Annotated in this window: 16 protein-coding genes; 8 read left to right on the top strand and 8 right to left on the bottom strand. The window is 69.2% G+C overall.

The genetic code is table 11. The features are described from left to right. The first annotated feature begins 3 nt into the window (after positions 1 to 3). Both ITJ59_RS01300 and ITJ59_RS01295 read left to right on the top strand, forming a co-directional pair. A complete protein-coding gene (locus ITJ59_RS01300) occupies positions 4 to 1,272 on the top strand; it encodes a lipopolysaccharide biosynthesis protein (RefSeq protein ID WP_194649347.1) in 1,269 nt (422 codons plus the stop codon). A gap of 127 nt (positions 1,273 to 1,399) precedes the next feature. Beyond that, the gene (locus ITJ59_RS01295; RefSeq protein ID WP_194649346.1) at positions 1,400 to 2,797 is read left to right on the top strand and encodes a right-handed parallel beta-helix repeat-containing protein; all 1,398 of its coding nucleotides are present in this window, start codon (positions 1,400 to 1,402) and stop codon (positions 2,795 to 2,797) included. A 1,489-nt stretch (positions 2,798 to 4,286) separates the two neighbouring features. On the opposite strand, the gene ITJ59_RS01290 is transcribed toward ITJ59_RS01295, so the two are convergent. From ITJ59_RS01290 to ITJ59_RS01265, 6 genes are all read right to left on the bottom strand, one after another. Next, a complete protein-coding gene (locus ITJ59_RS01290) occupies positions 4,287 to 5,429 on the bottom strand; it encodes a glycosyltransferase (RefSeq protein ID WP_194649345.1) in 1,143 nt (380 codons plus the stop codon). Further along, the gene (locus ITJ59_RS19330) at positions 5,426 to 6,739 is read right to left on the bottom strand and encodes a glycosyltransferase family 4 protein (RefSeq protein ID WP_194649344.1); all 1,314 of its coding nucleotides are present in this window, start codon (positions 6,737 to 6,739) and stop codon (positions 5,426 to 5,428) included. Before ITJ59_RS19330 ends, ITJ59_RS01290 begins: the two co-directional genes overlap by 4 nt. After that, positions 6,736 to 7,377 carry a sugar transferase gene (locus ITJ59_RS01280; RefSeq protein WP_194649343.1) on the bottom strand — a complete coding sequence of 214 codons (642 nt, stop codon included), beginning with the start codon at positions 7,375 to 7,377 and terminating at the stop codon, positions 6,736 to 6,738. The genes ITJ59_RS19330 and ITJ59_RS01280 overlap by 4 nt, the downstream gene beginning before the upstream one ends. Before the next feature lie 21 nt (positions 7,378 to 7,398). Then, positions 7,399 to 8,757 carry a polysaccharide biosynthesis tyrosine autokinase gene (locus ITJ59_RS01275; RefSeq protein WP_194649342.1) on the bottom strand — a complete coding sequence of 453 codons (1,359 nt, stop codon included), beginning with the start codon at positions 8,755 to 8,757 and terminating at the stop codon, positions 7,399 to 7,401. Between the two features lie 121 nt (positions 8,758 to 8,878). Beyond that, a complete protein-coding gene (locus ITJ59_RS01270) occupies positions 8,879 to 9,307 on the bottom strand; it encodes a DUF3060 domain-containing protein (RefSeq protein ID WP_194649341.1) in 429 nt (142 codons plus the stop codon). An 88-nt stretch (positions 9,308 to 9,395) separates the two neighbouring features. Beyond that, positions 9,396 to 11,921, bottom strand: coding sequence for a hypothetical protein (locus ITJ59_RS01265; RefSeq protein ID WP_194649340.1), 2,526 nt, complete (start codon positions 11,919 to 11,921; stop codon positions 9,396 to 9,398). A 799-nt stretch (positions 11,922 to 12,720) separates the two neighbouring features. On the opposite strand from ITJ59_RS01265, the gene dnaK reads away from it, so the two are divergent. From dnaK to ITJ59_RS01245, 4 genes are all read left to right on the top strand, one after another. Continuing rightward, a complete protein-coding gene (dnaK, locus tag ITJ59_RS01260) occupies positions 12,721 to 14,586 on the top strand; it encodes a molecular chaperone DnaK (RefSeq protein ID WP_194649338.1) in 1,866 nt (621 codons plus the stop codon). A 2-nt stretch (positions 14,587 to 14,588) separates the two neighbouring features. Then, positions 14,589 to 15,245: a nucleotide exchange factor GrpE gene (locus tag ITJ59_RS01255; RefSeq protein ID WP_194649336.1), complete on the top strand. Its 657-nt coding sequence runs from the start codon at positions 14,589 to 14,591 to the stop codon at positions 15,243 to 15,245. Positions 15,246 to 15,268: 23 nt separating this feature from the next. After that, complete coding sequence (locus ITJ59_RS19325) at positions 15,269 to 16,282, top strand: DnaJ C-terminal domain-containing protein (RefSeq protein WP_194649334.1); 1,014 nt, start codon at positions 15,269 to 15,271, stop codon at positions 16,280 to 16,282. A 184-nt stretch (positions 16,283 to 16,466) separates the two neighbouring features. Further along, positions 16,467 to 16,877: a heat shock protein transcriptional repressor HspR gene (locus ITJ59_RS01245; protein WP_194649792.1), complete on the top strand. Its 411-nt coding sequence runs from the start codon at positions 16,467 to 16,469 to the stop codon at positions 16,875 to 16,877. A gap of 60 nt (positions 16,878 to 16,937) precedes the next feature. Here the strand turns inward: ITJ59_RS01245 and ITJ59_RS01240 are convergent, their stop codons facing one another. Next, a complete protein-coding gene (locus tag ITJ59_RS01240; protein ID WP_194649332.1) occupies positions 16,938 to 17,378 on the bottom strand; it encodes a hypothetical protein in 441 nt (146 codons plus the stop codon). A 215-nt stretch (positions 17,379 to 17,593) separates the two neighbouring features. Between ITJ59_RS01240 and ITJ59_RS01235 the strand changes: the two genes are divergently transcribed. After that, positions 17,594 to 19,996 (top strand): M60 family metallopeptidase, encoded by a 2,403-nt coding sequence (locus ITJ59_RS01235; RefSeq protein ID WP_194649330.1) that lies wholly within the window; start codon positions 17,594 to 17,596, stop codon positions 19,994 to 19,996. A gap of 61 nt (positions 19,997 to 20,057) precedes the next feature. Here the strand turns inward: ITJ59_RS01235 and ITJ59_RS01230 are convergent, their stop codons facing one another. After that, a complete protein-coding gene (locus tag ITJ59_RS01230) occupies positions 20,058 to 21,959 on the bottom strand; it encodes a hypothetical protein (protein ID WP_194649329.1) in 1,902 nt (633 codons plus the stop codon). A gap of 244 nt (positions 21,960 to 22,203) precedes the next feature. Here ITJ59_RS01230 and ITJ59_RS01225 point away from each other — a divergent pair, with 244 nt between their 5' ends. Next, positions 22,204 to 23,562 (top strand): right-handed parallel beta-helix repeat-containing protein, encoded by a 1,359-nt coding sequence (locus tag ITJ59_RS01225; RefSeq protein ID WP_194649327.1) that lies wholly within the window; start codon positions 22,204 to 22,206, stop codon positions 23,560 to 23,562. Positions 23,563 to 23,723: the final 161 nt, after the last annotated feature.

Here is a 23,723-nt window from a genome sequence, read left to right as displayed (position 1 = left end):
GCGGTGCGCCCCTCGCCACGACGGCGTTTCCCGGCGATCGCGACGATCCTCGTCGGCACGGTCTTCGGGCAGGGGCTCGTCGTGGCGATCTCACCACTGCTGACACGGCTCTACACCCCGTCGGACTTCGGCACGCTCGCGGTCGTCACGGCCGTGGCGAGCATCCTCGGAGCCGGCGCGACGCTCGGCACCGACCGCGCCGTGCTCGTCGCGCACGACACGGTGACGACCCGGTCGCTGGTCGTGCTGGGGCTGCTCGCGACGCTGGCCGTCGGCGCCGGGACCGCAGGGGTGACCTGGGCGCTCCGAGAAGATGCGGCACGGTGGTTCACCGCACCGGCACTCGAGGACCTGTGGTGGACGATCCCGGTGACCGTCGTCGTCGTGGGGGCGCAACGGATCGCCTCAGCCGTGCTCGCGCGGCGGCAGCAGCACCGGTCGATCGCCGTGCGCAACGCGTGCCAGGGCATCGGACAGTCGGTCTGGAACCTGGCGATGGCCGCGGCCGGTCCGATCGGTCTGGTGGGCGGTCTGGCTGTCGGCCGGATCGCAGCGCTGCTCGGGATGGCGAGGCTCCGACGGACCACCGGTGCGCCGCTCTCCGCTCGCACGCTCTCAGCCGCCGCTCGTCACCACCGGCGATTCCTCGTCATCACGCCGTGGTCCTCGATGCTGAACGTCATCGGGCAGCAGGCCCCGGGCCTGCTGATCGCGGCGGTGCACGGCAGCGTCGCCGCGGGCTTCGTCGCCCTCACGATGCGGGTGCTCGGGGCCCCCGTCGGCATGATCGCCGACGCGACCGCGCAGTACGCCGCCGGGGCGTTCGGTCTGCGGATCCGTTCGGGCGATCCGGTGCGACACCTCGTGGTGCGCCTCGTCGTCCGGCTGGCGACCGCCGGCGCGCTCGCGGCGCTCGTCGTCGTGGTCCTCGGACCCGCCGTGTTCTCGACCGTGTTCGGATCGGAGTGGGCGGTGTCGGGCACGTACGCTCAGATCCTCGTGCCGGCGTTCGCGATCCAGGTCGCAGCGTCGCCCGTCACGCAGGTGCTGTCGATGGTGCACCGTCAGGGCGCGCAACTCACCTGGGACGTCGTGCGGCTCGTCCTCAGCGCCACTGCAGTGCTCGTGCCGTCCGCGCTCGGGGCACCGATGCCGGTCGTGCTCGTGACGCTCGCCTCAGCGATGTCGCTCTCCTACGCAGTGGTCCTCGTGCTCGTGCTCCGTGCAGCCCGGATCCACGATGCCGGCACCGCACCGAAGAGCCCGATGTAGCGCGCCCTCGGTATGCAACATGTGGAGAACTCGCTTGCGCGAGAGCGCGATCGTAGTTTCGCACCATGGTTCTTCCACTCCGCCAATCCCGCTCCGTCCGCACCTCGAGCTCGGGTCAGGTCGGCCGGTGACCCGGCGCGCCACACCAGGATCTGCAATCACGCGGCGCGGCGCACTGCTCGGTGCCGTCGGTGCCGTCGGGGCGATCCCGACGTCGCTGCTCGCCGGCGACGTGCGTTCGGCAGCCGCGGCCGCCGCGTCGTCGTTGGCGGTCTCCGATCTCGACGTCGCACGCCTGCAGGACGCCGTCGACGCCGCGAGCACGGACGGTGTCCTCCTCGTGACCCGGCCCTGGGTGCTCACGGAGCCGCTGCGGATCGACCGATCCCTGACGGTGCGCTTCGCCGGCGGCTCGCTCTCGACCCTGCGCGACATCGACCTCGTCTTCGTCACCGCGTCCGGGGTCACCATCATCGGCGCCGAGCTCCGCGGTTCGGGCTCGGACCACTCCGGACTCGGACGGGGTGTGCGGTGCAGCGGCAGCGCGGCGCGACCGCTCCGCGACGTCCACGTCCTGGGCGCGGACATCCGGGAATTCGCGCACGACGGCGTGCTGCTCGAGCACTGTGTGGCCTTCACGGTCGCCGACTCCGTCATCGCGGACATCGGGTACGCCGGCGTCTTGATGTTCTCGTGCACCGACGGCATGGTGCGCAACAACCGGATCGCTCGGATCACACAGCCGTCGCCCTACCCGAACTCCTACGGCATCGAGGCCGTCCGGGCCACGACGACCGGGCTCGACGGTGCGCCGCGCTCCGCTCGGATCGTCATCTCCGACAACCACGTCTCGGACGTGCCGGCGTGGGAAGGCATCGACACCCATGGTGGACAGTCCATCGAGATCCTCCGCAACCGGATCGAGAACTGCCGGGTGGGCATCGCTCTCGTCCCCTCAAAGGACGAGTCGAACGCGAAGGCGACCAAGTACGCCCCGCGCGACTGTTCCGTCATCGACAACGTGGTCCACCGCACGACACCCGGTCCGGGGTCCGGGATCGTCGTCCGCGGGGCGGGTGAGACCGTCGGCGACGGCGCCGAACGCGCCAACGGCATCATCCTCCGCAACACCGTGACGGGCTACGGAGACGGCGACCGTGACGGCGCCGTGCTCCTGTACCTCACCCGGGAACTCGTCATCGCGGACAACCACGTGCCCGGCGGCGTTCGGCGCGGGCTCTCGCTGTACCACTCGAACGACGCCATCGCACTCGTCCGCAACCGCATCGCAGGGCTGCGTTCGCAGGGCACAGCCACGTCGGTGGCGATCGACGTCCGCGCCACCGAGAACCGCGGACACATGGTGGGCAACCGCTACGAAGGCAGCGTCGGGAGCGGCACCGTCTACGGGGTGGTCTGTCGGCAGACCGCGAACGACCTCGTGCTCGTGGACAACGACTGGGCGGCGACCACGACCGCTGTGGTCGCCGGAGCCGGTGCGGTCGTCCGCGTCCGCGAAGGCTGAGCCGCGCGTCGTCCGTGGGGCTTGGTGCGGTCCCGGCGGCCAGCCGTCCGGGCCCGCCGCTCCGGGACCGCACCCTCCGCGGGCAAGGCGGAGGGGCGGGCGGTCCGCGGTCGCGTCGCCGAGCCGCTCGGCGATGCCCGCTCCCAGCCGCTCCGTGGCGCGATCAGCAGGACGAGGGTGCCCATCAGCAGGCCGTGGGAGAGCATCGCGGTGAAGATCGAGGTGTTCGACAGCATGATGCTCGGCATCACCACCGCCATCGCCGCGACGCGCATCGGGAGCCCTCGGCTCGCGCGGTCGAGGAACCTGAGCCAGACGAACAACGCGGCAGCGGCGACGAAGATCCCGATCCACCCCAGGTTCGCGAAACCGTCCGCGAACAGGTTGGCGTTCGCGTACCCCACGGATCCGGGCACCAGGTAGTCGGCGATCCGCTTCGGCGGCGGCAGGTCGTAGGGGTAGTCGACCCAGGGACTCAGGAACGAGTACCCGTACCGGGCGACCGGGTTGTCGGAGAAGTAGTCGACGTAGACCGAGGACAACAGCCCCGGCGTCAGCATGAACCGGCGCGTGAACACCGACGTCCACGTGATGCCGCCCTGCACCTCGTCGGCGACCGCCGACACGACCATGATCGCGAGCGGCGCTCCGAGGAATGCGATCGACCGCGCGGGCTTCCTGCCCCGGAACAGCAGTGCCATGCCGAGGACGGCGATGAACGAGAACAGGACGGCCTTGAAGCCGGTGCTCGAGTACAGCAGGAACTGACCCGCCAGCGCGAGCAGGACCAAGGAGGGACGACGGCGGAAGATCCCCCGGGCGAGGAGCAGCGGGTTGATCACGTACGCCTGACCGGTCAGCAGGTACCCGAGCGCGCCACCGGTGCCGACGTCGGCTGCGTAGTCGGCTCGGACGTCGTAGATGTCGTCGAGGGCCACGAACCGGAGGTTGATGCCGACGGTCCCTGCCATCAATCCGTAGGTGACGAGCGAGTACACCCAGCACACGATCCAGGTCAGGGTTCCACGGTCGAGACGTCGGGAGCCGATGACGAACACGTCCTCGGACGCGTCGACCCGTTGGTCCGTGGGCGTGGCGCCGCGCGGGGTGCAAAGACTCACCAGCGCGAACGCCGCGCCGACCGCAGCGCTGAGCCCGATGGCCGTCATCGTGGAGACGTACCCGGTCGAGACACTCATGATCATCGTCGGACTGACGCAGACGACGAAGATAGTCCAGAGGACGACGTGCGAGGGGCGAACGAGGACGCGGGGCAGAGTCAGCGCCACCCCCGTGGTGAGCACGATGACCAGCAGCACGGCGTGCGGTGCCGCTTGCACGAAGCCGTAGCCCAGGTACGCGAAGAGCGGGGCCACGAGGTTCGCCGAGATCCAGTTCATGGTCAAGCCGAGGAGCCCGACTGCGAGGAACACTCCCGCTGCTCGTCCAACCGGGCGCGCGAGTTCGCCGCGTTCGATCCGGGAGCGGGTCACCGGTCGACCGTCGACTTCGACCGTGTCTCGCGGACACCCGGCAAGAGCTCGTCGTACATCGCGACGAGTCGCTCGGCCTCTGTCGCCCAGGCGAACCGAGCGGCGGCTCGCCGCGCCGCGGCACCGTGCCGTGCGAGCAGGTCCGGGTCCTCGGCGTAGCGGCGGACCGCCGAGGCGATGGCGTCGGGGTCGTCGGCCGGGACGAACGTCACGCAATCGACGTCGCACAGGAGGCGTCGCCAGAGGGGGTTGTCCGTCGCGATGACGGCGAGCCCGGCTGCGAGGTACTCGAACAACTTGGTCGGGAAGATCTGGTCGGTGACCGGGGTCCGGCGGAACGGGACCACACCGATCCGAGCGCGCAGCAGCAGGTCGCGCGCCTCGATCGGGCCGACGACACCGCGGTGCACGGCTCGACCGGTGGCCTCTGCTGCGCGGAGCTGCTCGACCGACGTCGCTCGGTCGATGGACCCGACCATCTCCAGGCGCCAGCCGGATGGGAACGACGGGTGCCGCACGGCCGACGCAAGCGCGTCGATGCCACGGTCGCGACTCAGGACGCCGACGTGCGCGACCACGGCGGGACGTGCCTCCAGGCCGACCTGAGCGTTGTCCTCCGGACGCGCGACGGGGAAGTTGTGGATCGTGAGCTGGCGTCCCGCCGGGAACCGGCGCCCGGTCCACTGCGTCGCGGTGACCACCCGGTGCGCCGTTCCGGCGGCTCGGAGCAGCCCGTGCGACAACCACGCGAACAGCGCGCGCTGCGGGTGCGTCAGGTAGTCCTTGCTCCAGACCTGCTCGGGCAGGTCCTCGTGTGCGTCGTAGACGACGATGCGGCCGGCCAGGCGCAGCACCGGGATCGTCCAGATGAGCTCTGGATCGTGCAGGTGCACGACCGGTGCGCGCGAGCGCAGCGCGAGCACGAGCGCCTGCGTCGTCGACACGAGCATCCGCCGCACACGCGCTCGCCGGGGGATCCGCACCACGTCGACGGCCGTTGCCGGCGCGCCGAGGTCGGAGTCGACCGCGATGAGGCGGACACGGTAGCCGGCATCTGCCGCGGCGGCTGCCTCGCGGAGGTGCACCCGGTTGTCCACCCACGGGTGTGCGCTCGAGACGTGGACGATGTCGGGGATCATTCGCTGGGCTTCCTCGGCTGGGGGCGGAGCGGTCGTACCCGCTGTGGGGTGGGTCGTGTGGCCGCGACCGCGTCATCGAGCACACCTGCGAGCACCCCAGCCAGCCGGCGGTAGTCGTGTTCGCGGATGACGTGGTCTCGTCCGCGCGCTCCCATCGCGTCACGTTCGGCGGCGGGCAGCGCGGCGAGCGCGAGGATCCCGTCGGCGATCGACTCGGGGTCGTCCGGACGGACGTGGACTCCGCTGTCCGAGGCGGCCACCGGTTCGAGCGTGACGGGTGCGCCGACGAGCAACGGACGACCGAGCAGCATGTACTCGTACTGCTTGTTCATCGAGACGCCGTGTCGGTAGAGCGGCAGGTCGTGCATGTTGACGACCAAGCAGTCGGCCTGGCGGCCGATGGCGCGGGCCTGGTCCTGTGGCACCCGTCCGTCCCAGGTGACGTCGGCACCGGCCTGGAGGCGCGACGCGCGTTCCCGGAGTGCGGTGACGTCCGATCCGTCCCCGACCATGCGGAGCGCCAGACGCGGTCCGCCGCGAGCGGCGGCACGGCGGCTGGCGAGGTCGAAGCCGTCGAGCACCGCCTCGAGAGCGTTCGCAGGTCCCATGGAACCGATGTAGGTGATCGTGAACCGATCTGTCTGGGACACGGTGGGCGCCTCGGGCTCGTCCGCCTGTTCGTCGAGTGCCACACCGTTCGGGATCCAGGTGAAGGGCGTCGGCTGACCGCGGTCGGTGTAGTACCGACCGACGCCCTCGAGTGGGGAGACGATGTGCGCCGCGCGACGGACGATGGTGCGTTCCAGCCGTCGGAGCCCCCGGACGACCGGGTGTCGTTCGGTCAGGCCCGCGAGACCCACGGCTGACTCCGGCCAGAGGTCGCGTGGTTCGAAGACGAACGCGACGCCGAACCGGCGTGCGAGCACCGAGGCGCCCCACGCTGCCAGGGGATGGAACGAGCCACCGATCACGACGTCCGGTCGGGGGAGCCCTCGGAGCGACCTGGGCCGGAGCAGCAGCGCGGTGAAGAGCCCGATGTCGGCGACACGACGCACCGCTCGGCGGACGCCGGCACCGCGGTGGTCGATCCCGCGGAGCCAGCAGAACTCGTACCCGTCGCCGGTCCAGCGCTCGCGCAGCGTCGCTCCCCGCATGTGGGAACGCCCGGACGGATGATCCGTGCCAGCGGCGATGACCACGCTGTGCCACCCGTGCTCCGTGAGACCGTCGGCGAGGTGCTGGTGCCTCGTCGCGCGACCGTCCCGCTCGCGGTGGTGCGCGTAGTGGTTGACGATCCAGACGGTCCTCACTGTCGGCCGCCCGTCATCGCAGCAGACCCCTCGAAGACGTCGGAACTGACGTGCCCAGGGGCGGCGATGCCCTCGCGGCGGAGCACCACGACGACGGTGCGGAGCAGGATGCGCAGGTCGAGGCCGAGGGTCACGGTGTCGACGTACTCGACGTCCGCCCGGAGCCGTTCCGGCCACGGCAGGGCGTTGCGGCCTCGGACCTGGGCGAGTCCGGTCAGACCGGGGAGTACCTCGTGTCGGCGGGACTCCTCGGCCGTGTACAGCTCGAGGTAGCGGCAGAGGGTGGGGCGGGGGCCGACGAAGCTCATGTCGCCGCGCAGGATGTTCCAGAGACTGGGGAGTTCGTCGAGGCTCGTGGACCGGAGGAACGAACCGAACGGCGTGAGCCGGTCGCTGTCACTGACGAGACCCGCCGCGGGGTCCGGCTCGAGCATCGTGCGGAACTTCAGGATGGTGAACGTCTCGCCGTGGAGCCCAGGACGCGGCTGCCGGAACAGCACCGGACGTCCGAGCCGCGCTGCGACCAGGAGCGCGACGACGACCAGCACCGGAGCGAGTGCGACGAGCGCCACCGCCGCGGCGATGACGTCGATGAGGCGCTTCGCGCGGAGGGTGCGCGTGCGGGAGGGGGACTGCATGGATCGTGTCCTTGTCATCGGTCAGGAAGAACGGGCGCTCGTGTACTCCGAGCGGTAGTACGCACTGCGGGAAGCCTTGTGCTTGGTCTTGGTCAGGACGACGCCGGCGACCTGCTGACCGACACGTGCGAGCGCCTCGACCGCGAGGCGGACGTCGGAGCGCTTCGTCTGGTTGGCAGCGGTGACGAGCAGGGTCGTCGACACGAGCGTGCTGACGAGCGCCGAGTCGGTGACCGCGAGGACCGGGGGCGTGTCGATCAGGACGACGTCGTAGTCGGACGCCAACGCGGCGACCACGCGAGCCATCGCCTCGGACCCGATGAGCTCACTGGGGTTCGGGGGGATCGTGCCGGCGGGCAGGACCGCGAGACCGTCGACGCCCCAGTCCTGCAGGACGTCATCGAGCTCGGCACGTCCGACGAGCAGGTCGGTGAGCCCCACGGCGCCCTCGATGCTCATCACCGAGGCCACGTTGGGTCGTCGGAGGTCGGCGTCGATGATCACCGTGCGCATGCCGCTCTTGCTCAGCGCGATGCCGAGGTTGGCGGTGGTCGTCGTCTTGCCCTCGGACGGTCGGGCGCTGGTCACGGCGATGGTCGGGGCGCCGCTCGTGCGGAGGAACTGGATGTTCGTGCGGAGGCTGCGGAAGGCTTCGGAACGCGGGGTGTTCACCTCGTCGCGGATGATCAGCGGATGGCGGGCGGCGTCCGTGTCGAACGCGATGTCGCCGACCACGGGGACGTCGACGTCGAGGTCTTCGCCCGAGCGGATGCGAGTGTCGACGGCGGCCCGGAGCAAGGCGAGTGCCGCGCCGACCGCGAGGCCACCGACCAGGCCGAGCGCGAGGTCCGCTGCTTTCCGGGGGCCGATCGGGTTGGTCGGCTCGCTTGCCGGTGTGACCTCTTCGAGTCGCACCGACGGTGTCTGATCCGCGGCGCGGGGCTCGATCTGCTGCACCACCGCGGCGAGTCGCTCACCGACGTGTCCGGCGATCGTCGCCGCAGCCTTCGGGGACTCGTCCTGCACCGCGATCTTGATGATCACGGTGCCGGCGTCGACCGAGGTGGTGATCTTGGAGGCGAGGGCCGCCGGGGTGGTGTCGAGGTCGAGCTCGTCCACCACGCCCTGCAGGACGCGGGGCGAGGTCGCGAGCTGCATGTACGACTTGATCTTCTGTTGCGCGGCGTTCGATCCCTGCGCGATCTCACCGGCGCTGGCCGACGTGTCGCCGGCGACCGAGACGTAGTAGGAGGTCGAGGCCTGGTAGGTCGGCGGTGTGATGCTCGTGACGAGGAGCGAGGCGCCTGCTCCGAGGAGCGTGGAGCCGGCGATGATCCACCACCCTGCGAGCAGGGCGCGGATGACGACGAGGTAGTTCAAGGAGGGCCTCCGGTCGGGTCGCTCATCAGTATAAAACATCACATGTGAAAGAACAATACGGCGTGGCGAAGGGGACGGGCGCTGAACGCTCGTCCCCTTCGTGGTGCCAGGTGCCTTCCGGTCAGCCAGCAGCCGTGATCGTGTTCCCCTTGCCCTGGTCGTCGACCTTCGGGGCCTCGCCGCTGTAGGTGAGGGTGTTGTTCGAGCCGGAGAAGAAGACCTTCTTCGTCGACGAGACCGAGATCGTGGCGTTGCTCGCCTCGACGGTGATAGTGCCGATCGTGCCGAGTTCGTAGGTGCGGTCCGAGCTGATGAGGTTCGCCGCTGCACAGTCCTTCGTCGTGATCGTCTTGTCGGAGTCCTCGTCCTCGTCCCAGAGCTGCACGGCGCCGTCGATGCACTCGTTGTACGTGGTCTCGGCTGCTTTCGCGGTGCTCGAGGCGGTCGGTGCGGGGTCGTTCGCGTCGGACGAGCTGCACGCCGTGACGCCGAACGCGGCGACGAGGGCGATGGAGGCTGCGGCGAGGCCGCGGTGGATCGTGGTGTTCATCGGGTTCCTCTCTGAGGACAGTCGGCGGCGGTCGAGCCGCGGGGAAGGGGCCGGGCCCTCCCGTCGGTGACGGGAGGGCCCGGGGGTGTTACTTCGTGTCGGCCGGCAGGGTGAAGAGCTCGCTGAGCTCGGTCCGGCCGTTCTTGCTCTGCTCGAGGGCGAACCGGAACTCGGACGCGCCGCGCGAGACGGCTCGGTCGAAGGTCCAGCGACCGTCGGTACCGACCTCGAAGGTGCCGGGGACGATCTGCGTACCCGAGACGTTGAGCACGCGGTAGGTCGCACCGGGCTCACCGGTGCCGGTGAAGGTGTTCACCACACCAGGCGTGACAGCGCGCGTGGCGACGGTCACCGGAGCGAAGCCCGCGGCCTCGATCGTGAACAGTGCGGACTTCTCGGTCTGGCCGTTCTTGGTCTGCTCGATGACGAACCGGAAGTTCGCCGCGCCGGTGGAGACGACGCGGTTGAACGTCCAGCGGCCGTCGGCGCCGACCTCGAAGGTGCCGGGGACGATCTGCGTGCCCGAGACGTTGAGCACGCGGAACGTTGCGCCAGGCTCGGCGGTCCCGGTGAAGGTGTTCGAGACACCCGGACGGACGGCAGCCGGGGTGGTGACGGTCACCGGGGTGAGCGCCGCCGCGTTGATCGTGAACAGCTGCGACTTCTCGGTCTGGCCGTTCTTGGTCTGCTCGATGACGAACTTGAAGTTCGCCGCGCCGGTGGAGACGACGCGGTTGAACGTCCAGCGGCCGTCGGCGCCGACCTCGAAGGTGCCGGGGACGATCTGCGTGCCCGACACGTTCAGGACGCGGTAGGTCGCGCCCGGCTCGGCGGTGCCGGCGAAGGTGTTCGAGACACCCGGACGGACGGCGGCCGGCGTGGTGACGGTCACCGGCGCGAGGGCCGCAGCGTTGATCGTGAACAGCTCGGACTTGGCGACCTGGCCGTTCTTGGTCTGCTCGATCACGAACCGGAAGTTCGCTGCGCCGTTGGAGACGACGCGGTTGAACGTCCAGCGGCCGTCGGCGCCGACCTCGAAGGTGCCGGGGACGATCTGCGTGCCCGACACGTTCAGGACGCGGTAGGTCGCGCCCGGCTCGGCGGTGCCGGTGAAGGTGTTCGAGCGGCCCGGGGTGACCGATGCCGGACCGGACAGGGTGATCGGCGCGAGTTCGGACGCGCCTGCCTCGATCGCGGTGGCGGTGGTGCTGGTGGTGTTGAACGCACCCTCTGCCGCGGTGCCGACGAGCTTCGTGGACATCGAGAGCGTGCCCGCCTCGGCGTCCGCCGGGGTGTTCACGTTGATGTTCCAGCGGAACAGGGTGTCCGCGGGCTCACGGAAGTGCGCCGCCATCTGGAAGGTGAAGGTGTACTTCGTGCCGTCCGCCGAGCGCTGACCGTTCGTCAGGCGCAGGTAGGTGTTGTCCCACTCGCCGCCGGGCTTCTTGGCACCGCCCATGATGGTGTCCTGGCCCGCAGCGAAGGTGGTGCCCTCCGGAGCGGTGAACTCGACCGTGCCACTCGGGCGGCTGATGACACCGTTGGTCTTGAACAGCGACTGGACCGAGGTGACGTCGCCGCGCTCGAGGGTGACGGCGGGGCCGTCCTGCCCGGTGATCGCGGCGTCGTTGATCACGACGGTGAGGTCCTTCGCGTCGTGCTCCTTGCCGTCGATGCTCTGCACGACGTGGACCGTGTTCGAGCCGCGCTCGAGGCCGTCGACCGTGATGCTCCAGGCGCCGGTCTCCTCGTTCGCGTCGACGCTCTTGTCGCCGATCGTGATCTTGGCGCCCGGCGTCGCCGTGCCCGAGACGACCGCGGACTTGCCCGCGTGGTTGATCGACGCGACGTTCGCGACGAGGTCGACCTCCGCCGACTCGATCGTCGTTGTTGTCTTTCCCTCGGCCAGGAAGTCACCCTTGTTGCTGGTTCCCGGCATCGCGAAGTCCATCGCGCCGGATCCCTCGGGGGCTTCCGCGCCGGCCGTGACGTTCACCATGAAGCGGTACTGCTGGTCCGCGGCGCGCTCGGATGCCCAGTCGGCGTCGAACGTGATGGTCGTGTTGTCGTTCGACAGACGGCCATTCGTCAGCGGGATCGACGTGGACGCGTTCCATGCGGTGTTGCCGACGCGACGCCACGAGCCCTGGACGGTGTCCTGCTCGGAGAAGGTCGCGCCGTCGGGCGCGTTCAGCGTGACGGCGCCCTTCGTGTCCGTGCGTGCTTCGCGGTTCTCGACGACGAACGGCACCGGGGTGCTCTCGCCCCGCTCGAGCTCGATCGGCCCCTGGTCGACCCCGACGAGCGTGCCACCCTCGATGATCGTCGCGGACACGGTCTTGCGGTCGTGCTCGACCTTGTTGATCTTCTGGATCGCGATCAGGTCGTTCTTGCCCACTGACAGGCCGGTCGCCGTCATCGACCACTTGCCGTCCGTGCCGACATCGGCGGTCTGGTCGCCGATCGTGATCTTCGCACCCGGCGTCGCCGTCCCCGACACCACCGCACTCTTCGCGATGTTGTTCACCTTCGAGACATCAGCAGACAATGGCTTCTGGGCGTCCGCAATCAGTTTCTCGATCCCCGGGAACTGGTAGCCGCTTCCGGTTCCCATCGTGTGGAGACGTGGGGCGTTGGTCGGGAGATAGCTCACAGTCGGGCCGACAAAGCGACCCGTCTCGGTGTTTCTCACCTTTCCACCAGATGCCAGCTCCCATGTATCAGCACCGGAGCCGCAGACGAATCGAGGGTCGAACATATTCGCCCGCAGGGTTGCTGCGTCGTACCTGTCGACTGCGCAGTATTTGCCGGAGCGGAATCGGAACGTTCCGTTCGAGTTCAACTCGACGGTCAACGAGTAGATAGACGCTTTATTCGCCGCAGCCTCAGTCGTGTACGCCATCGGAATCTGAGGGCCCGTGCTGCGGGTAAGCGCATACCACGAACTCCCGGATTTCCACACCATTCGGGCCTGCCCGATGTCGGTCGCTTGGGTGCCGATGCCTTTCTCTGAAGCCTTCAACGTAGGCGCGGGAGCAGCGGAGGCGGCGGGGGCGCCGAAGGAGAGGCCGCTGACGATGGTGGCTGCGGCCAGTCCGGCCGCACCCATGGACTTGAGGGCAGTCGAGGCCCTCTTCTTGTGAGACATGTGCATCTTTCAGGACGGGCCGCAGAGCGCGGCCGTTCGGGAAGGGAGATACGCACGCACCAGCCCAGCTGGCGCCGTATGTACATACAGAATATCACGTGACATACCAACGTACGGACACCCGCCACGCCAAGCCCGGTCCTGAGAGTTGAGTGTGACCAACGCAAGTTTCCGCTCTCAGAGTTGACGCGCCTCCCGTCCGGGGTAGAGTTGAGTCCATCGGACGCAAGTCCTCGGACTTACACCAAGCAAGAGGAGTCAACACATGGGACGTGCAGTAGGCATCGACCTCGGAACCACCAACTCGGTCGTCAGCGTTCTCGAGGGCGGCGAGCCCACCGTCATCGCGAACGCCGAGGGCCTCCGCACCACGCCGTCGATCGTCGCCTTCACGAAGGACGGCGAGGTCCTGGTCGGCGAGACCGCCAAGCGCCAGGCCGTGACGAACGTCGACCGCACCATCGCGTCGGTCAAGCGTCACGTCGGCACCGACTGGACCACCGAGATCGACGGCAAGAAGTACACGCCGCAGGAGATTTCGGCCCGCACCCTCGGCAAGCTCAAGCGCGACGCCGAGCAGTACCTCGGCGAGGACGTGACCGACGCAGTCGTCACCGTGCCGGCGTACTTCAACGACGCCGAGCGCCAGGCCACGAAGGACGCCGGTGAGATCGCTGGCCTCAACGTCCTGCGCATCATCAACGAGCCGACCGCGGCTGCGCTGGCCTACGGCCTCGACAAGGGCAAGGAAGACGAGCTCATCCTGGTCTTCGACCTCGGTGGCGGCACGTTCGACGTCTCCCTGCTCGAGGTGGGCAAGGACGACGACTTCTCGACGATCCAGGTGCGCTCGACCTCGGGCGACAACCGTCTCGGTGGCGACGACTGGGACCAGCGCATCGTCGACTACCTGGTCAAGAAGTTCAAGGACGAGCACGGCGTCGACCTGTCCACGGACAAGATCGCGAAGCAGCGTCTGAAGGAAGCCGCCGAGCAGGCGAAGAAGGAACTGTCGTCGCAGATGTCGGCGAACATCCAGCTCCCGTACCTGACGCTCACCGCCGAGGGCCCGTTGAACCTCGACGAGACCATCTCGCGCGCACAGTTCGAGCAGATGACCTCCGACCTGCTCGACCGCACCAAGAAGCCGTTCAACGACGTCATCAAGGAAGCCGGTGTCTCCGTGGGCGACATCGCGCACGTGGTGCTCGTCGGTGGTTCGACCCGCATGCCCGCCGTGGCCGAGGTCGTCAAGCAGCTCACCGGTGGCAAGTCCCCGAACCAGGGCGTCAATCCGGACGAGGTCGTCGCCGTCGGCGCCGCCCTGCAGGCCGGCGTGCTGAAGGGCGAGCGCAAGGACGTCCTGCTCATCGACGTCACGCCGCTGTCGCTCGGCATCGAGACCAAGGGCGGCCTGATGACGAAGCTCATCGACCGCAACACCGCGATCCCGACCAAGCGGAGCGAGACCTTCACGACCGCTGACGACAACCAGCCGTCGGTCGCGATCCAGGTCTTCCAGGGCGAGCGCGAGTTCACCCGCGACAACAAGCCGCTCGGCACCTTCGAGCTCACCGGCATCGCGCCGGCTCCCCGTGGCGTGCCGCAGGTCGAGGTCACCTTCGACATCGACGCGAACGGCATCGTGCACGTGTCCGCAAAGGACAAGGGCACCGGCAAGGAGCAGTCGATGGTGATCTCCGGCGGCTCGTCGCTGCCGAAGGAGGACATCGAGCGCATGGTCCGCGAAGCCGAGGAGCACGCGGCCGAGGACAAGGCCCGTCGTGAGGCCAACGAGCGTCGCAACCAGGCCGAGCAGCTCGTCTACTCGATCGAGAAGCTCATCAAGGAGAACGACGACAAGCTCCCCGAGGACGTCAAGTCCGACGTGCAGGCCGATGTCGATGCGCTCAAGTCCGCGCTCGCGGGTGAGGACGAGGACGCCGTGAAGACGGCCTTCGACAAGCTCAACGAGTCGCAGGGCAAGCTCGGTCAGGCGATCTACTCGCAGCAGGATGCGGGCGCAGCCGCCGGTGGCGAGCAGCCCGCTGGTGAGCAGCCGGCGCAGGACGACGAGGACATCGTCGATGCCGAGGTCGTGGACGACGAGGACGACAAGGACAAGAAGTAACGATGACGGATCCCAAGGACAACGTGCCCGAGGACGAGCCCCAGGTCGAGGGCGACGCCACGAACGCGGCCGAGCCCGAGGACCTCATCGAGGCGGAGGGGCCCGACGTCGAAGTACCGACGGACGGCCCCGCCGCCGGCGGCCCGGCAGCGGACGCGGCGAACGACCTCTCCCCGGAGGACCAGGCCCTGCTCGACGACGCCGCTCGTGGCATCGCCGAGGACAGCCTGTCCGCGGCGGACCGCGACCTCGTCGCCGAGATGCGCACCGACATGCTCCGTGCGCAGGCCGAGCTGGTGAACTTCCGGAAGCGCGTCGAGCGCGACCGCGAGGCCAACCGCGAGGTCGCCATCGCCGAAGTGGTCCGTGCCCTTCTTCCGGCACTCGACGACCTCACCCGGGCCGAGGCCCACGGTGACCTCGCCGAGGGCCCGATGCAGGTCATCGGTCAGAAGATCCGCGGGGGCTTCGAGAAGTTCAAGCTCGTGCAGATCGGCGAGAAGGGTGAAGCCTTCGACCCGAACATCCACGAGGCGATCGTCCAGCTCCCGACCCCGGGTGCCACCGGCCAGACCGTGGCGGACGTCGTCGAGCCGGGCTACAAGCTCGGCGAGCGCGTCCTGCGTGCGGCCAAGGTCGCGGTGGCGGTCCCGGCCTGATCCGGAACGGAAGGTAGGTACCCGTGGCCAGTCAGGACTGGTTCGACAAGGACTTCTACAAGGTCCTCGGAGTGTCGAAGGACGCGTCGGAGGCCGAGCTGAAGAAGACCTACCGGAAGCTCGCCCGGCAGTTCCACCCGGACTCCAACCCGGGCGACGCCGCGGCGGAGAACCGCTTCAAGGAGATCAGCGAGGCCTACTCGGTGCTCTCCGACAAGGAGCAGCGCCAGGAGTACGACCAGGTCCGTGCCATGGGCTCCGGCGCCCGCTTCACGGCGGGCGGCGGGGGCCAGGGCGGCGGCTTCGAGGACGTCTTCGGTGGGATGTTCGGCCAGCAGGGCGGCGGTGGACAGCGTGTCCGCTTCGGCCAGGGTGGCCCCGGTGGTGCCGGTGGTGCCGGCGGCTTCGAGGACATCCTCGGTGGCATGTTCGGCGGCGGTGGCTTCGGTCAGACCTCTGGCGGCTACCGCGGTTTCGGTGGGCCGACGAAGGGTCGCGACGTCACGGCCTCGACGACGCTCGACTTCACCACGGCGATCGCCGGCGACACCGTCAAGCTATCGCAGGGCAACGGTCGTCCGGTGAACGTCCGGATCCCCGCGGGGGTCGCGGACGGCCAGAAGATCCGGCTCCGCGGTCGCGGCGAACCCTCCCCCGACGGGGGCGAGGCCGGTGACCTGGTGGTCGCCGTCACGGTCCGCAAGCACCCGGTCTTCGAGCGCGACGGGCTGAACCTGCGCGTGGACGTCCCCGTGACGTTCCCGGAGGCGGCGCTCGGCGCCACCATCCAGGTGCCGACCCTCGGCGGCGAGCCCGTCAAGCTCAAGGTCGCTCCCGGCACGCCCTCGGGTCGCGTCCTGCGCGTCAAGGGCCGCGGTGTCGCGACGAAGAACGGCACGGGCGACCTGCTCGCAACCGTCCAGGTCGCGGTGCCGTCGCACCTGTCGGACAAACAGCGCGAGGCCGTCGAGGCACTCGCGGCCACGCTGCCCGACGAGAACCCGCGCGAGGACATCCTCGCCAAGGCGCGTGACTAGCGTCACGCAACCACAGCAGTAGACCCGGCCTGGGCCCACGCCGCCGGTACCGGCCCGTCGCGAAGCGGCGGGCCGGCCGTGCCGGTGGGGAGAGGAACGGCGCGGCTCCGTCAGGAAGCCGCACCGAGCCTCCAGGCTGGTTTGCAATCCACGCGAACGACGGAAGGAGCACTCGATGACCGACATGGACGAGAACTCGCCCGTCTTCGCGATCGCGGTCGCCGCGGAGCTGTCCGAGATGCACCCGCAGACGCTGCGGCAGTACGACCGGCTCGGCCTGGTGGTGCCGGGCCGCACGCGCGGCGGTTCCCGCCGCTACTCGATGCGCGACGTCGCGCAGCTGCGCGAGATCGCGCGCCTCGGCTCCGAGGGGGTGTCGCTGGAGGGGATCCGGCGGGTACTCGACCTGGAGAACGAGAACAAGGACCTGCGCGATCGGGTGCGCGAGCTCGAGACCGCGTTGGCGGACCAGCTCATCAACCGGCCCGGTGCGCGCGTGTTCGCGGCGACGACCACGGGTGCGGCGGTGTCGCTTCGGGCGGGGATGCGGCCGCAGCGGAACACGCAGATCGTGCTCTACCGCGGACCGCGCTGACGGACGGCGACGGGCCCGACGCTCCAGGAGCGTCGGGCCCGTCGTTCACGATCGGGTTGGTCAGCGCGTCGACGAGAGTCCGACCGGATACTCGAAGCCGGTGACGGCCCGCTTCGTGATGCCGTTCGCGTTGCCGAAGTACTCCATCGCGCGCGGCTGTTCGCCGACGACCTTCAGAGCGCCGGAAGGAGTCCGCTCCCAAAGCGTGCCTCGTTCGTCACAGGAATTGGACACGAGCGTCCAGCCGTTCGACGCGGGACCGAAGGCCTGCAGGCACTTGCCATTCTCGAAGACAACCTTGCCCATCTCGCCGATGGTCGGAGCGGACACCGTCGCGGCCGACGCGGCGGCTGCGTCGAAGGTGCCCGAGATGCCCGGCACCACGGCCACGGCGCCGTCTGCGCGGAGGTTGAACGACATGAAGACGTCGGACTGTCGCTCAACGACGAGGTTGATCTGTTCGGTCGGTTTGGATACGCCTGCGTCAGCGGCGTGCGCCATGGTCGGAGTCGCGGAGATCAGTGCGGCGAGAGCTGCGCCAGCGGCGAGGGCGGCAAGCGGGCGGGACAGGCGATGTGTATTCATATGTGAAATTTATCACGATTCTGAGGGTGGGGCCGGCGCTGCACCGCAGCCCGGCACGCATGTTCCCCTTTCTCGGGCGCGCACGACACCAAACGATTGGCCGATTCGATGGCACATGTAATATATGACACATGCACCGATCTGTCCTGTTTCCTGCTGCCCTCGTCGCCATCGCGCTGATCGTCGGTGGCGGGACGACCGCGCCCGCCACGGCTGAGCAGACCCGCGCGCCGTCGGCGACCTCGATCGAGCACGCGGACGACGGCGCAGAGACGAAGGTCCTGGTCCACGGCATCGGGAGCGCATCGGCGGCGGCCACCGCCGAGGGGCGTCGGTTCCCGCACAGCGACCTGCAGCCCGCCGGCCGGTTCGTCGAGTCGGGTGAGACGGTGACGGTCACCGTTCCTCCGGGCGCTCCGGCGATGGAGGTGGCGATCGGGCTCATCGGCACGTACGCGGCGCACAACGACGGACGCGACGTCGGGTACCGTCGCACGCCCCTCACGCCTGGTGTGAACGAGGTCACGGCGGTCCAGGACGGCATGGTGTCCCTGGTGAGCACGGCTCCCGACGGCACCGCGACGGCGACGATCTCCGGGGGAGAACCCGTGCCCACCTGGGTGCGCGGGCAGAGCACGCCGGAGTCGTTCGCGGCCGACTTCGAGCGGTGGGCCGATGCGCCCTTCGTCGAGATCGTGTCCGAGCGGATGTTCGGGGACTTCCAGAAGCCGAAGACCGGCACCGTGATCCCCGGGGACGACCTGGTCGCCCGAACGGCGAACTGGGACCGCGTCGTCGAGCTCACGAACGAGACCTACGGGCTCCACGACGACGCGGTCGGGACCTCGCACAAGCACCGGCACCGCATCCACATCGTCTCGCCGGACACCGGCGGCGGGTACGCGAACGCGGGGAGCGGCCGGATCATGTTCCAGGTGAGCACCGGCGCCGGCGGCGACCTGTTCCGTGCGCCGCTGAACGACCAGTGGGCGCTGTGGCACGAGATCGGCCACACGTACGAGTCGTCGATCAACTCGTTCCCCGGTACCGCCGAGACCATCACGAACATCTCGTCGCTCGCCGTGCAGGACGGTCTCGGGTTCGGGAGTCGCTGGGACGAGAGCACCGCGATGTTCGAGCGCTACTTCGCCTCGGAGGAGCGGGACTGGACGAAGGCGAACGACCGCATCCGGTTGCTCGCCTGGGAGCAGCTGCGCCGGGCCTTCGGGGACGCGTTCCTGCCGCGGTTCTTCGCCGCGATGCGTGTCGAGAGTGCACTCACGAACCCGAACGTGATGACCGTCGACCAGAAGCACGCCCTGTTCGTCCGGGTCGCGTCCCAGGTTGCCGATCGCGACCTCGCGCCGTTCTACGACGCCCTGGGGTTCCCGGTGTCCGACACGACGCGAACCGAGCTCAGCGCGCTGCCGGCGCTCGAGCAGCGCATCTGGGACAACGTCGACTCGCGCGAGCGCGTGGTCGAGCACATCATCCCCGGGTACGACCCGCCGGTCGGTGTCCTGGCAGCCGCGGTCGCGGCAGTGCCCGTGGGCAGGCATGAGGTCGCGGTGCCGACCATCACCGGACTCGGAACCACGAGCGGTCGCGGCACGGCGGTTGCCGTCGACGCGACGGCCGTTGCTGACAGCGTCGGTCCGGGTCAGGGGCGGATCGCCGTCCGGCTCCGCGGTGACGACGGCACCGAGGATGCCCTGATCCTGACGACGGACGCCGTCGGCGGCGACTCCATCGTCGCGCGCGGTCAGGCGAACCGCGTGGTCGGCGCACTGTGGCTCGACGGGGCGGGGGCGCTCGGCTGGCGTCCGTCGACGTCGTACAGCTCGCACACCTCGTGGTCCGGCCGTGCCTACTTGCAGATCGAGCTCCGCGACCCTGACGGCAGCGTGGTCGAGACCGGCATCGTGCGCGGGAACGAAACCGGTGCGGTCCTCGATCCGGTGTTCGCTGGTCGTGCGTACCGCGATGGTCAGATGCTCGTCGTCACGCACGCACAGCCGGCACAGCTCGCGGCCTTCGGTGCCGACGTCGCCATCGCTGATGGCGGCGCTCCGCAGGTCTTCCGGATCGACGGGCACCACCTGGTGGCGGTCGAACCTGAGGCCATCCCCGGGTGGCAGGTCATCAGCGGGCTGGAGGGCGAGCCCGTCGCCTTGCGTCGCGGCACTGACATGGCGGTTCCGGCCGAACTGTCCGTGAACGCCCAGATCACCTCGATCACGTCGACGATCACGATGCGGAGTCCCGAGGGCACCGTCTTCGTGCCGGGGCAGCGAACGCTCGCGGTCTCGTACCGCAAGCCCGGTGAGGACTGGCGATCGAGCACCGCCCTCGCGCTCCGCAACGGCACGCCGAGTGCTGACGGTCGAACGATCACGTTCTCGATGCAGACGGCTGCCGGGTTCTCGCTGCCGCCGCAGTCGATGTTGCGCTGGAACCCGATCGTCCGCGTGCCGGTGAACGCTGCCGTCGGCACCTCGGCGCTGCAGATGACAGCCGAGGGCAACGCGCGCTGACGCACGATGCCCCCGGTGACCGCGTGGTCCCCGGGGGCATCGTGCGTCAGCGCAGGATCGGTCAGCGTGTGTTCGCGTGGATCGTGAACAACGAGGTCTCGTACGCTGATCCGGAGACCGACACCGCGAACTTGAACTCGATCTTCGATGCACCGCTCGACACCACTCGTTCGAAGCTCCAGGTGCCCTCGGGACTGACCGTCACCGCTCCCGGAACGATCTGGGTGCCGGAGGAGTTCAGCACCGTCAGGGTGGCCCCGGCCGGGCCGGTCCCCTCGAACGTGTTGAGCGTTCCGGGGTCGACGGCACGGGTGTCCACGTTGACGGGAGTGATCCCCTGGTTCGCGGCGAGGCTGAAGACCTCGGACCGTTCCGGCCCCTGATCGCCCTTCGTCTGCTCGATGACGAAGTCGAACCTCGTCGCGGTGGCCGTCACCACGCGCTGGAAGGACCAGTTGCCGTCGCCGTCCACCTCGAACGTGCCCGGCACGATCTGCGAACCGGACGCGTTCAGGACGCGGTAGGACGCACCCGGTTCCCCGGTACCCGAGATCAGGTTGAGCACCCCGGGGGTGACGGTGTCCGGGGCGGTGACCCGGACCGGCGTGAGCCGTCCACTCTCACCGGGGTTGATCGTCACGTCCGCAGTGGTCGTGTTCGCCCCCTTCGACCCCTGGATGACACGCAACACGTGTTCGGCACGGTCGAGGTCGTCGGTGTCGACGAACCAGCGGCCGCTGGGGAGGACACCCTCGGTGCTGCGGCCGACGACGCGCTCGCCGTCGGCGGTCACCTCGACGACCCGGACGGTCGAGCCTGGCTCGCCGGTGCCGGACATCGCGACGGAGCCCCCGCTGTGGGCAGAGCCGCCCTCCGGCGCTGTGACGGTGACGGCTGCACCGTAGTCGACGTCGCGTGTGACCTCGTTGACGGTGTCCCGAGTGCCGTCGATGAACTGCGCAGCCGTCACGCGGAGAACCCCGCCCGCGTCGGGAGCCGGGATCGTGGTGCTCCACTCGCCGTCGGAGTCGGCGGTGGTGGTCTCACCGAGTTGCGCGCCGCCTCGGTCGAAGAGCCGCACCTCGGCTCCAGCCTGCGCGGTTCCGCTTGCCCTCACCGGAGCCGTCAGGTCATTCGGGGCGAAGTCCGCTTCGAAGGTCAGGGGAGCTGCGGTGAGCGTGACCTCGAGTGACGTCGTCCCCGTCCGCTCCGTGCCCTCGTACTGCTCGAGCACGAGTGTGCTCGAGCCGAGTGGCAGGTTCGTGACGCGGGCCGCCCACCGTCCGTCGGGGCCGACCGTCTGGGGGGTGCGGCCGTCGATGAGGACCGTCGCACCCGGTGTGCCCGTCCCGGAGATCTGGGCGCTCCGGGTCACGACGTCGGTGGAGTCGATGCGCGCGGAGAACGACGGTGTGAAGTCCTCGGTGTTCGGCAACCGGTCGGCGACGTTCTGCGACTGGAGCCGCATGACTCGGTCAGTGTTGAACAGGCCGAGGAAGCCCCGGTTGTAGGTCGACTGCAGCCCGGTGCCGATCGGGTTGTTCGAGCCGGTGTTCGCCGCGGTGCGGAACTGCTGCTTGGCATCACCGTCAACGCACGTCTCGAGAGTGACGGGTGAGTAGCTCGTGATCGACGCGGTCCCCGCCGTCAGGCAGAGCTCGGGTGCCGAGAGCGGGCGAACGGTGGTCACCGCACCCGGGGCGGGGATCGACCACCGGGTCGCCGCCGCGCGAGCCGCCGCGAGGGTGGCGGCGGGGTTCGCCGGGATCTCCTCACCCGCTCCGGCTGCCGAGGGGGCGCTGAACGTCGGGGTCGACGCATCGCCGGCGAACGCCGACGTCTCGGTGATGAGTGGACCGATCAGTGTCGGGTCCGACTCTCGTACCTCGGCCGCGTTCGCCGGGGAGAGCCCGGCGGTGGCCGCGATCGTCAGGGCGGTGAGGCCCGTGGCGGTGAGTGCCACGCTCCTGCGTGAGTGTCTCGTCATCGATGTCTCTCTCGTCTCTGAGGGCGGACGTGGTGATCGTCCGCGTCCGGTCATCCCGAACTGCAACGCAACATATCAGAAGTGAGCGGCGGTCGATTGTTCATACAGACGAAGATGAATATGGCTTGTATTGTGAAATACAGACACCTGGACAGTTCAGAGCGAGCGCCGTAGAGTCGCGCTGGCGGTCGGGCGAGCTACCCGCCGGGTGAGGAGCACGGTGGACGGGCACGATCACCCGGCGGGGCGGATCCGACGCCGCGCTTTATTGGCGGCGGCGATCGCGGGAGTCGGGCTCGCGGCGACGGTCGTGCTGCGTCCTCGCCCGGCCGTCACGGAAGCAGCAGACGATGTCGACGGCGACGCGCTGCAGGCAGCGCTCGACGCCGTGGCCCCCGGAGGAGACTTCGTGATCGACCGAGCGTGGGTGCGATCACGAAGCCTGGTGATCCGCAGCCCCCTCCGGTTGCGCTTCACCGGCGCCGGTGCCGTCCGGATGGCATCGGACGCCACAGCGATAGTGGTGCAGGCCTCTGCCGTCGAGGTCGTCGATGCCAAGGTCACGGGTGCCGGCGCCGACAGCGGTGGTGCAGGACACGGGATCGCCGTGATGGGGAGCCGCGATGCTCCGCTCCGCAGGATCTCGATCCGAGGCGGCCGGTTCCAGGACATCCCGCACGACGGCGTCCATCTCGAGTACTGCGATCGGTTCCGCGTCACCGGGACGACGATGGAGCGGCTCGGGTACGCCGGAATCCTGGGTGTCGGTGTCGTCGACGGCGTCGTCGACGACAACTCGGTGCGTGACGTCCGGCAGCCCGGCGGTCGGGTGAACTCCTACGGCATCACCCTCACTCGAGATGCTCGGTGGGACACCGCCACGGCGCGTCGGTCGGCTCGGGTCCGGGTGACGGGGAACCGGATCGCAGACGTTCCCGCGTGGGAGGGCATCGACACGCATGCCGGCGAGGACATCGAGATCCGCGGCAACGTCGTGACGGGGTGCCGGGTCGGCATCGCCGCCGTACCGTCGAAGGACCCGTCCGATCGGGGCCAGACCAGCGTGGCGCCGATCAGGCTGGTGATCGCGGACAACACCGTGACCAAGTCCGCCGGGCTCTCGCCGGGCTCCGCGATCGTCGTGAGCGGCGCCGGGACGACCGTCGGCTCCACTCGCCCGCGCGCGACGGGAGTCGTCTCGGGCAATGTGCTGACCGGCGGTGGCGGGGCCGCCGGCGAGGCCGGCATCCTCCTGAAACTGACACGAGGAATGACCGTCGACGGGAACCGGATCGAGGCGAGCATCGACAACGCCGTCTGCCTGGCGCACTCGAATGCGGCGGTGGTGGTCCGCGCGAACCGGATCCTCGGTGTCCGGGGCTCGGGGGTCGGGGTGAACGTCCGTGCCGGCGCGAACCGGGGTTCGATCGCAGGGAACACCTTCGAGTCGACGCGTCATGAGCTCGCTGTCGCGGTCCGGTTCGGGGACGCCGACAACCGGTTCGTGGTCCGGGGGAACAGCTGGGGGACGGCACGGGTCCACATCGCCCGCGGCGGGGCAACGGTGACGACGGGCTGACTGCACCCCGGATGCCACTGCGCCCCCGGACTGGTGCAGTTGTCCGGGGGTGCTGTGGTTCGTGTGGTGCTGGTGGGTTCAGCTCGCGGTGAGGGAGAAGGTGCTGGACTTCGAGACGGTGTTGTCGACGGTTTGTTCGATGACGAAGTCGAACTTGGTGG

Source organism: Curtobacterium sp. VKM Ac-1393 (assembly GCF_015350995.1).
In the GTDB taxonomy this organism is placed as follows: Bacteria; Actinomycetota; Actinomycetes; order Actinomycetales; family Microbacteriaceae; genus Curtobacterium.
This window is presented reverse-complemented; position numbering and strand designations above follow the sequence as displayed.

Coding starts and splice junctions, on each gene's coding strand:
- ITJ59_RS01255 (WP_194649336.1), top strand. CDS start 14,589: ATGACGGATCCCAAGGACAACGTGCCCGAGGACGAGCCCCAGGTCGAG.
- ITJ59_RS01270 (WP_194649341.1), bottom strand. CDS start 9,307: ATGAACACCACGATCCACCGCGGCCTCGCCGCAGCCTCCATCGCCCTC.
- ITJ59_RS01235 (WP_194649330.1), top strand. CDS start 17,594: ATGCACCGATCTGTCCTGTTTCCTGCTGCCCTCGTCGCCATCGCGCTG.
- dnaK (WP_194649338.1), top strand. CDS start 12,721: ATGGGACGTGCAGTAGGCATCGACCTCGGAACCACCAACTCGGTCGTC.
- ITJ59_RS01290 (WP_194649345.1), bottom strand. CDS start 5,429: ATGATCCCCGACATCGTCCACGTCTCGAGCGCACACCCGTGGGTGGAC.
- ITJ59_RS01240 (WP_194649332.1), bottom strand. CDS start 17,378: ATGGCGCACGCCGCTGACGCAGGCGTATCCAAACCGACCGAACAGATC.
- ITJ59_RS01280 (WP_194649343.1), bottom strand. CDS start 7,377: ATGCAGTCCCCCTCCCGCACGCGCACCCTCCGCGCGAAGCGCCTCATC.
- ITJ59_RS01245 (WP_194649792.1), top strand. CDS start 16,467: ATGGACGAGAACTCGCCCGTCTTCGCGATCGCGGTCGCCGCGGAGCTG.
- ITJ59_RS01265 (WP_194649340.1), bottom strand. CDS start 11,921: ATGGGAACCGGAAGCGGCTACCAGTTCCCGGGGATCGAGAAACTGATT.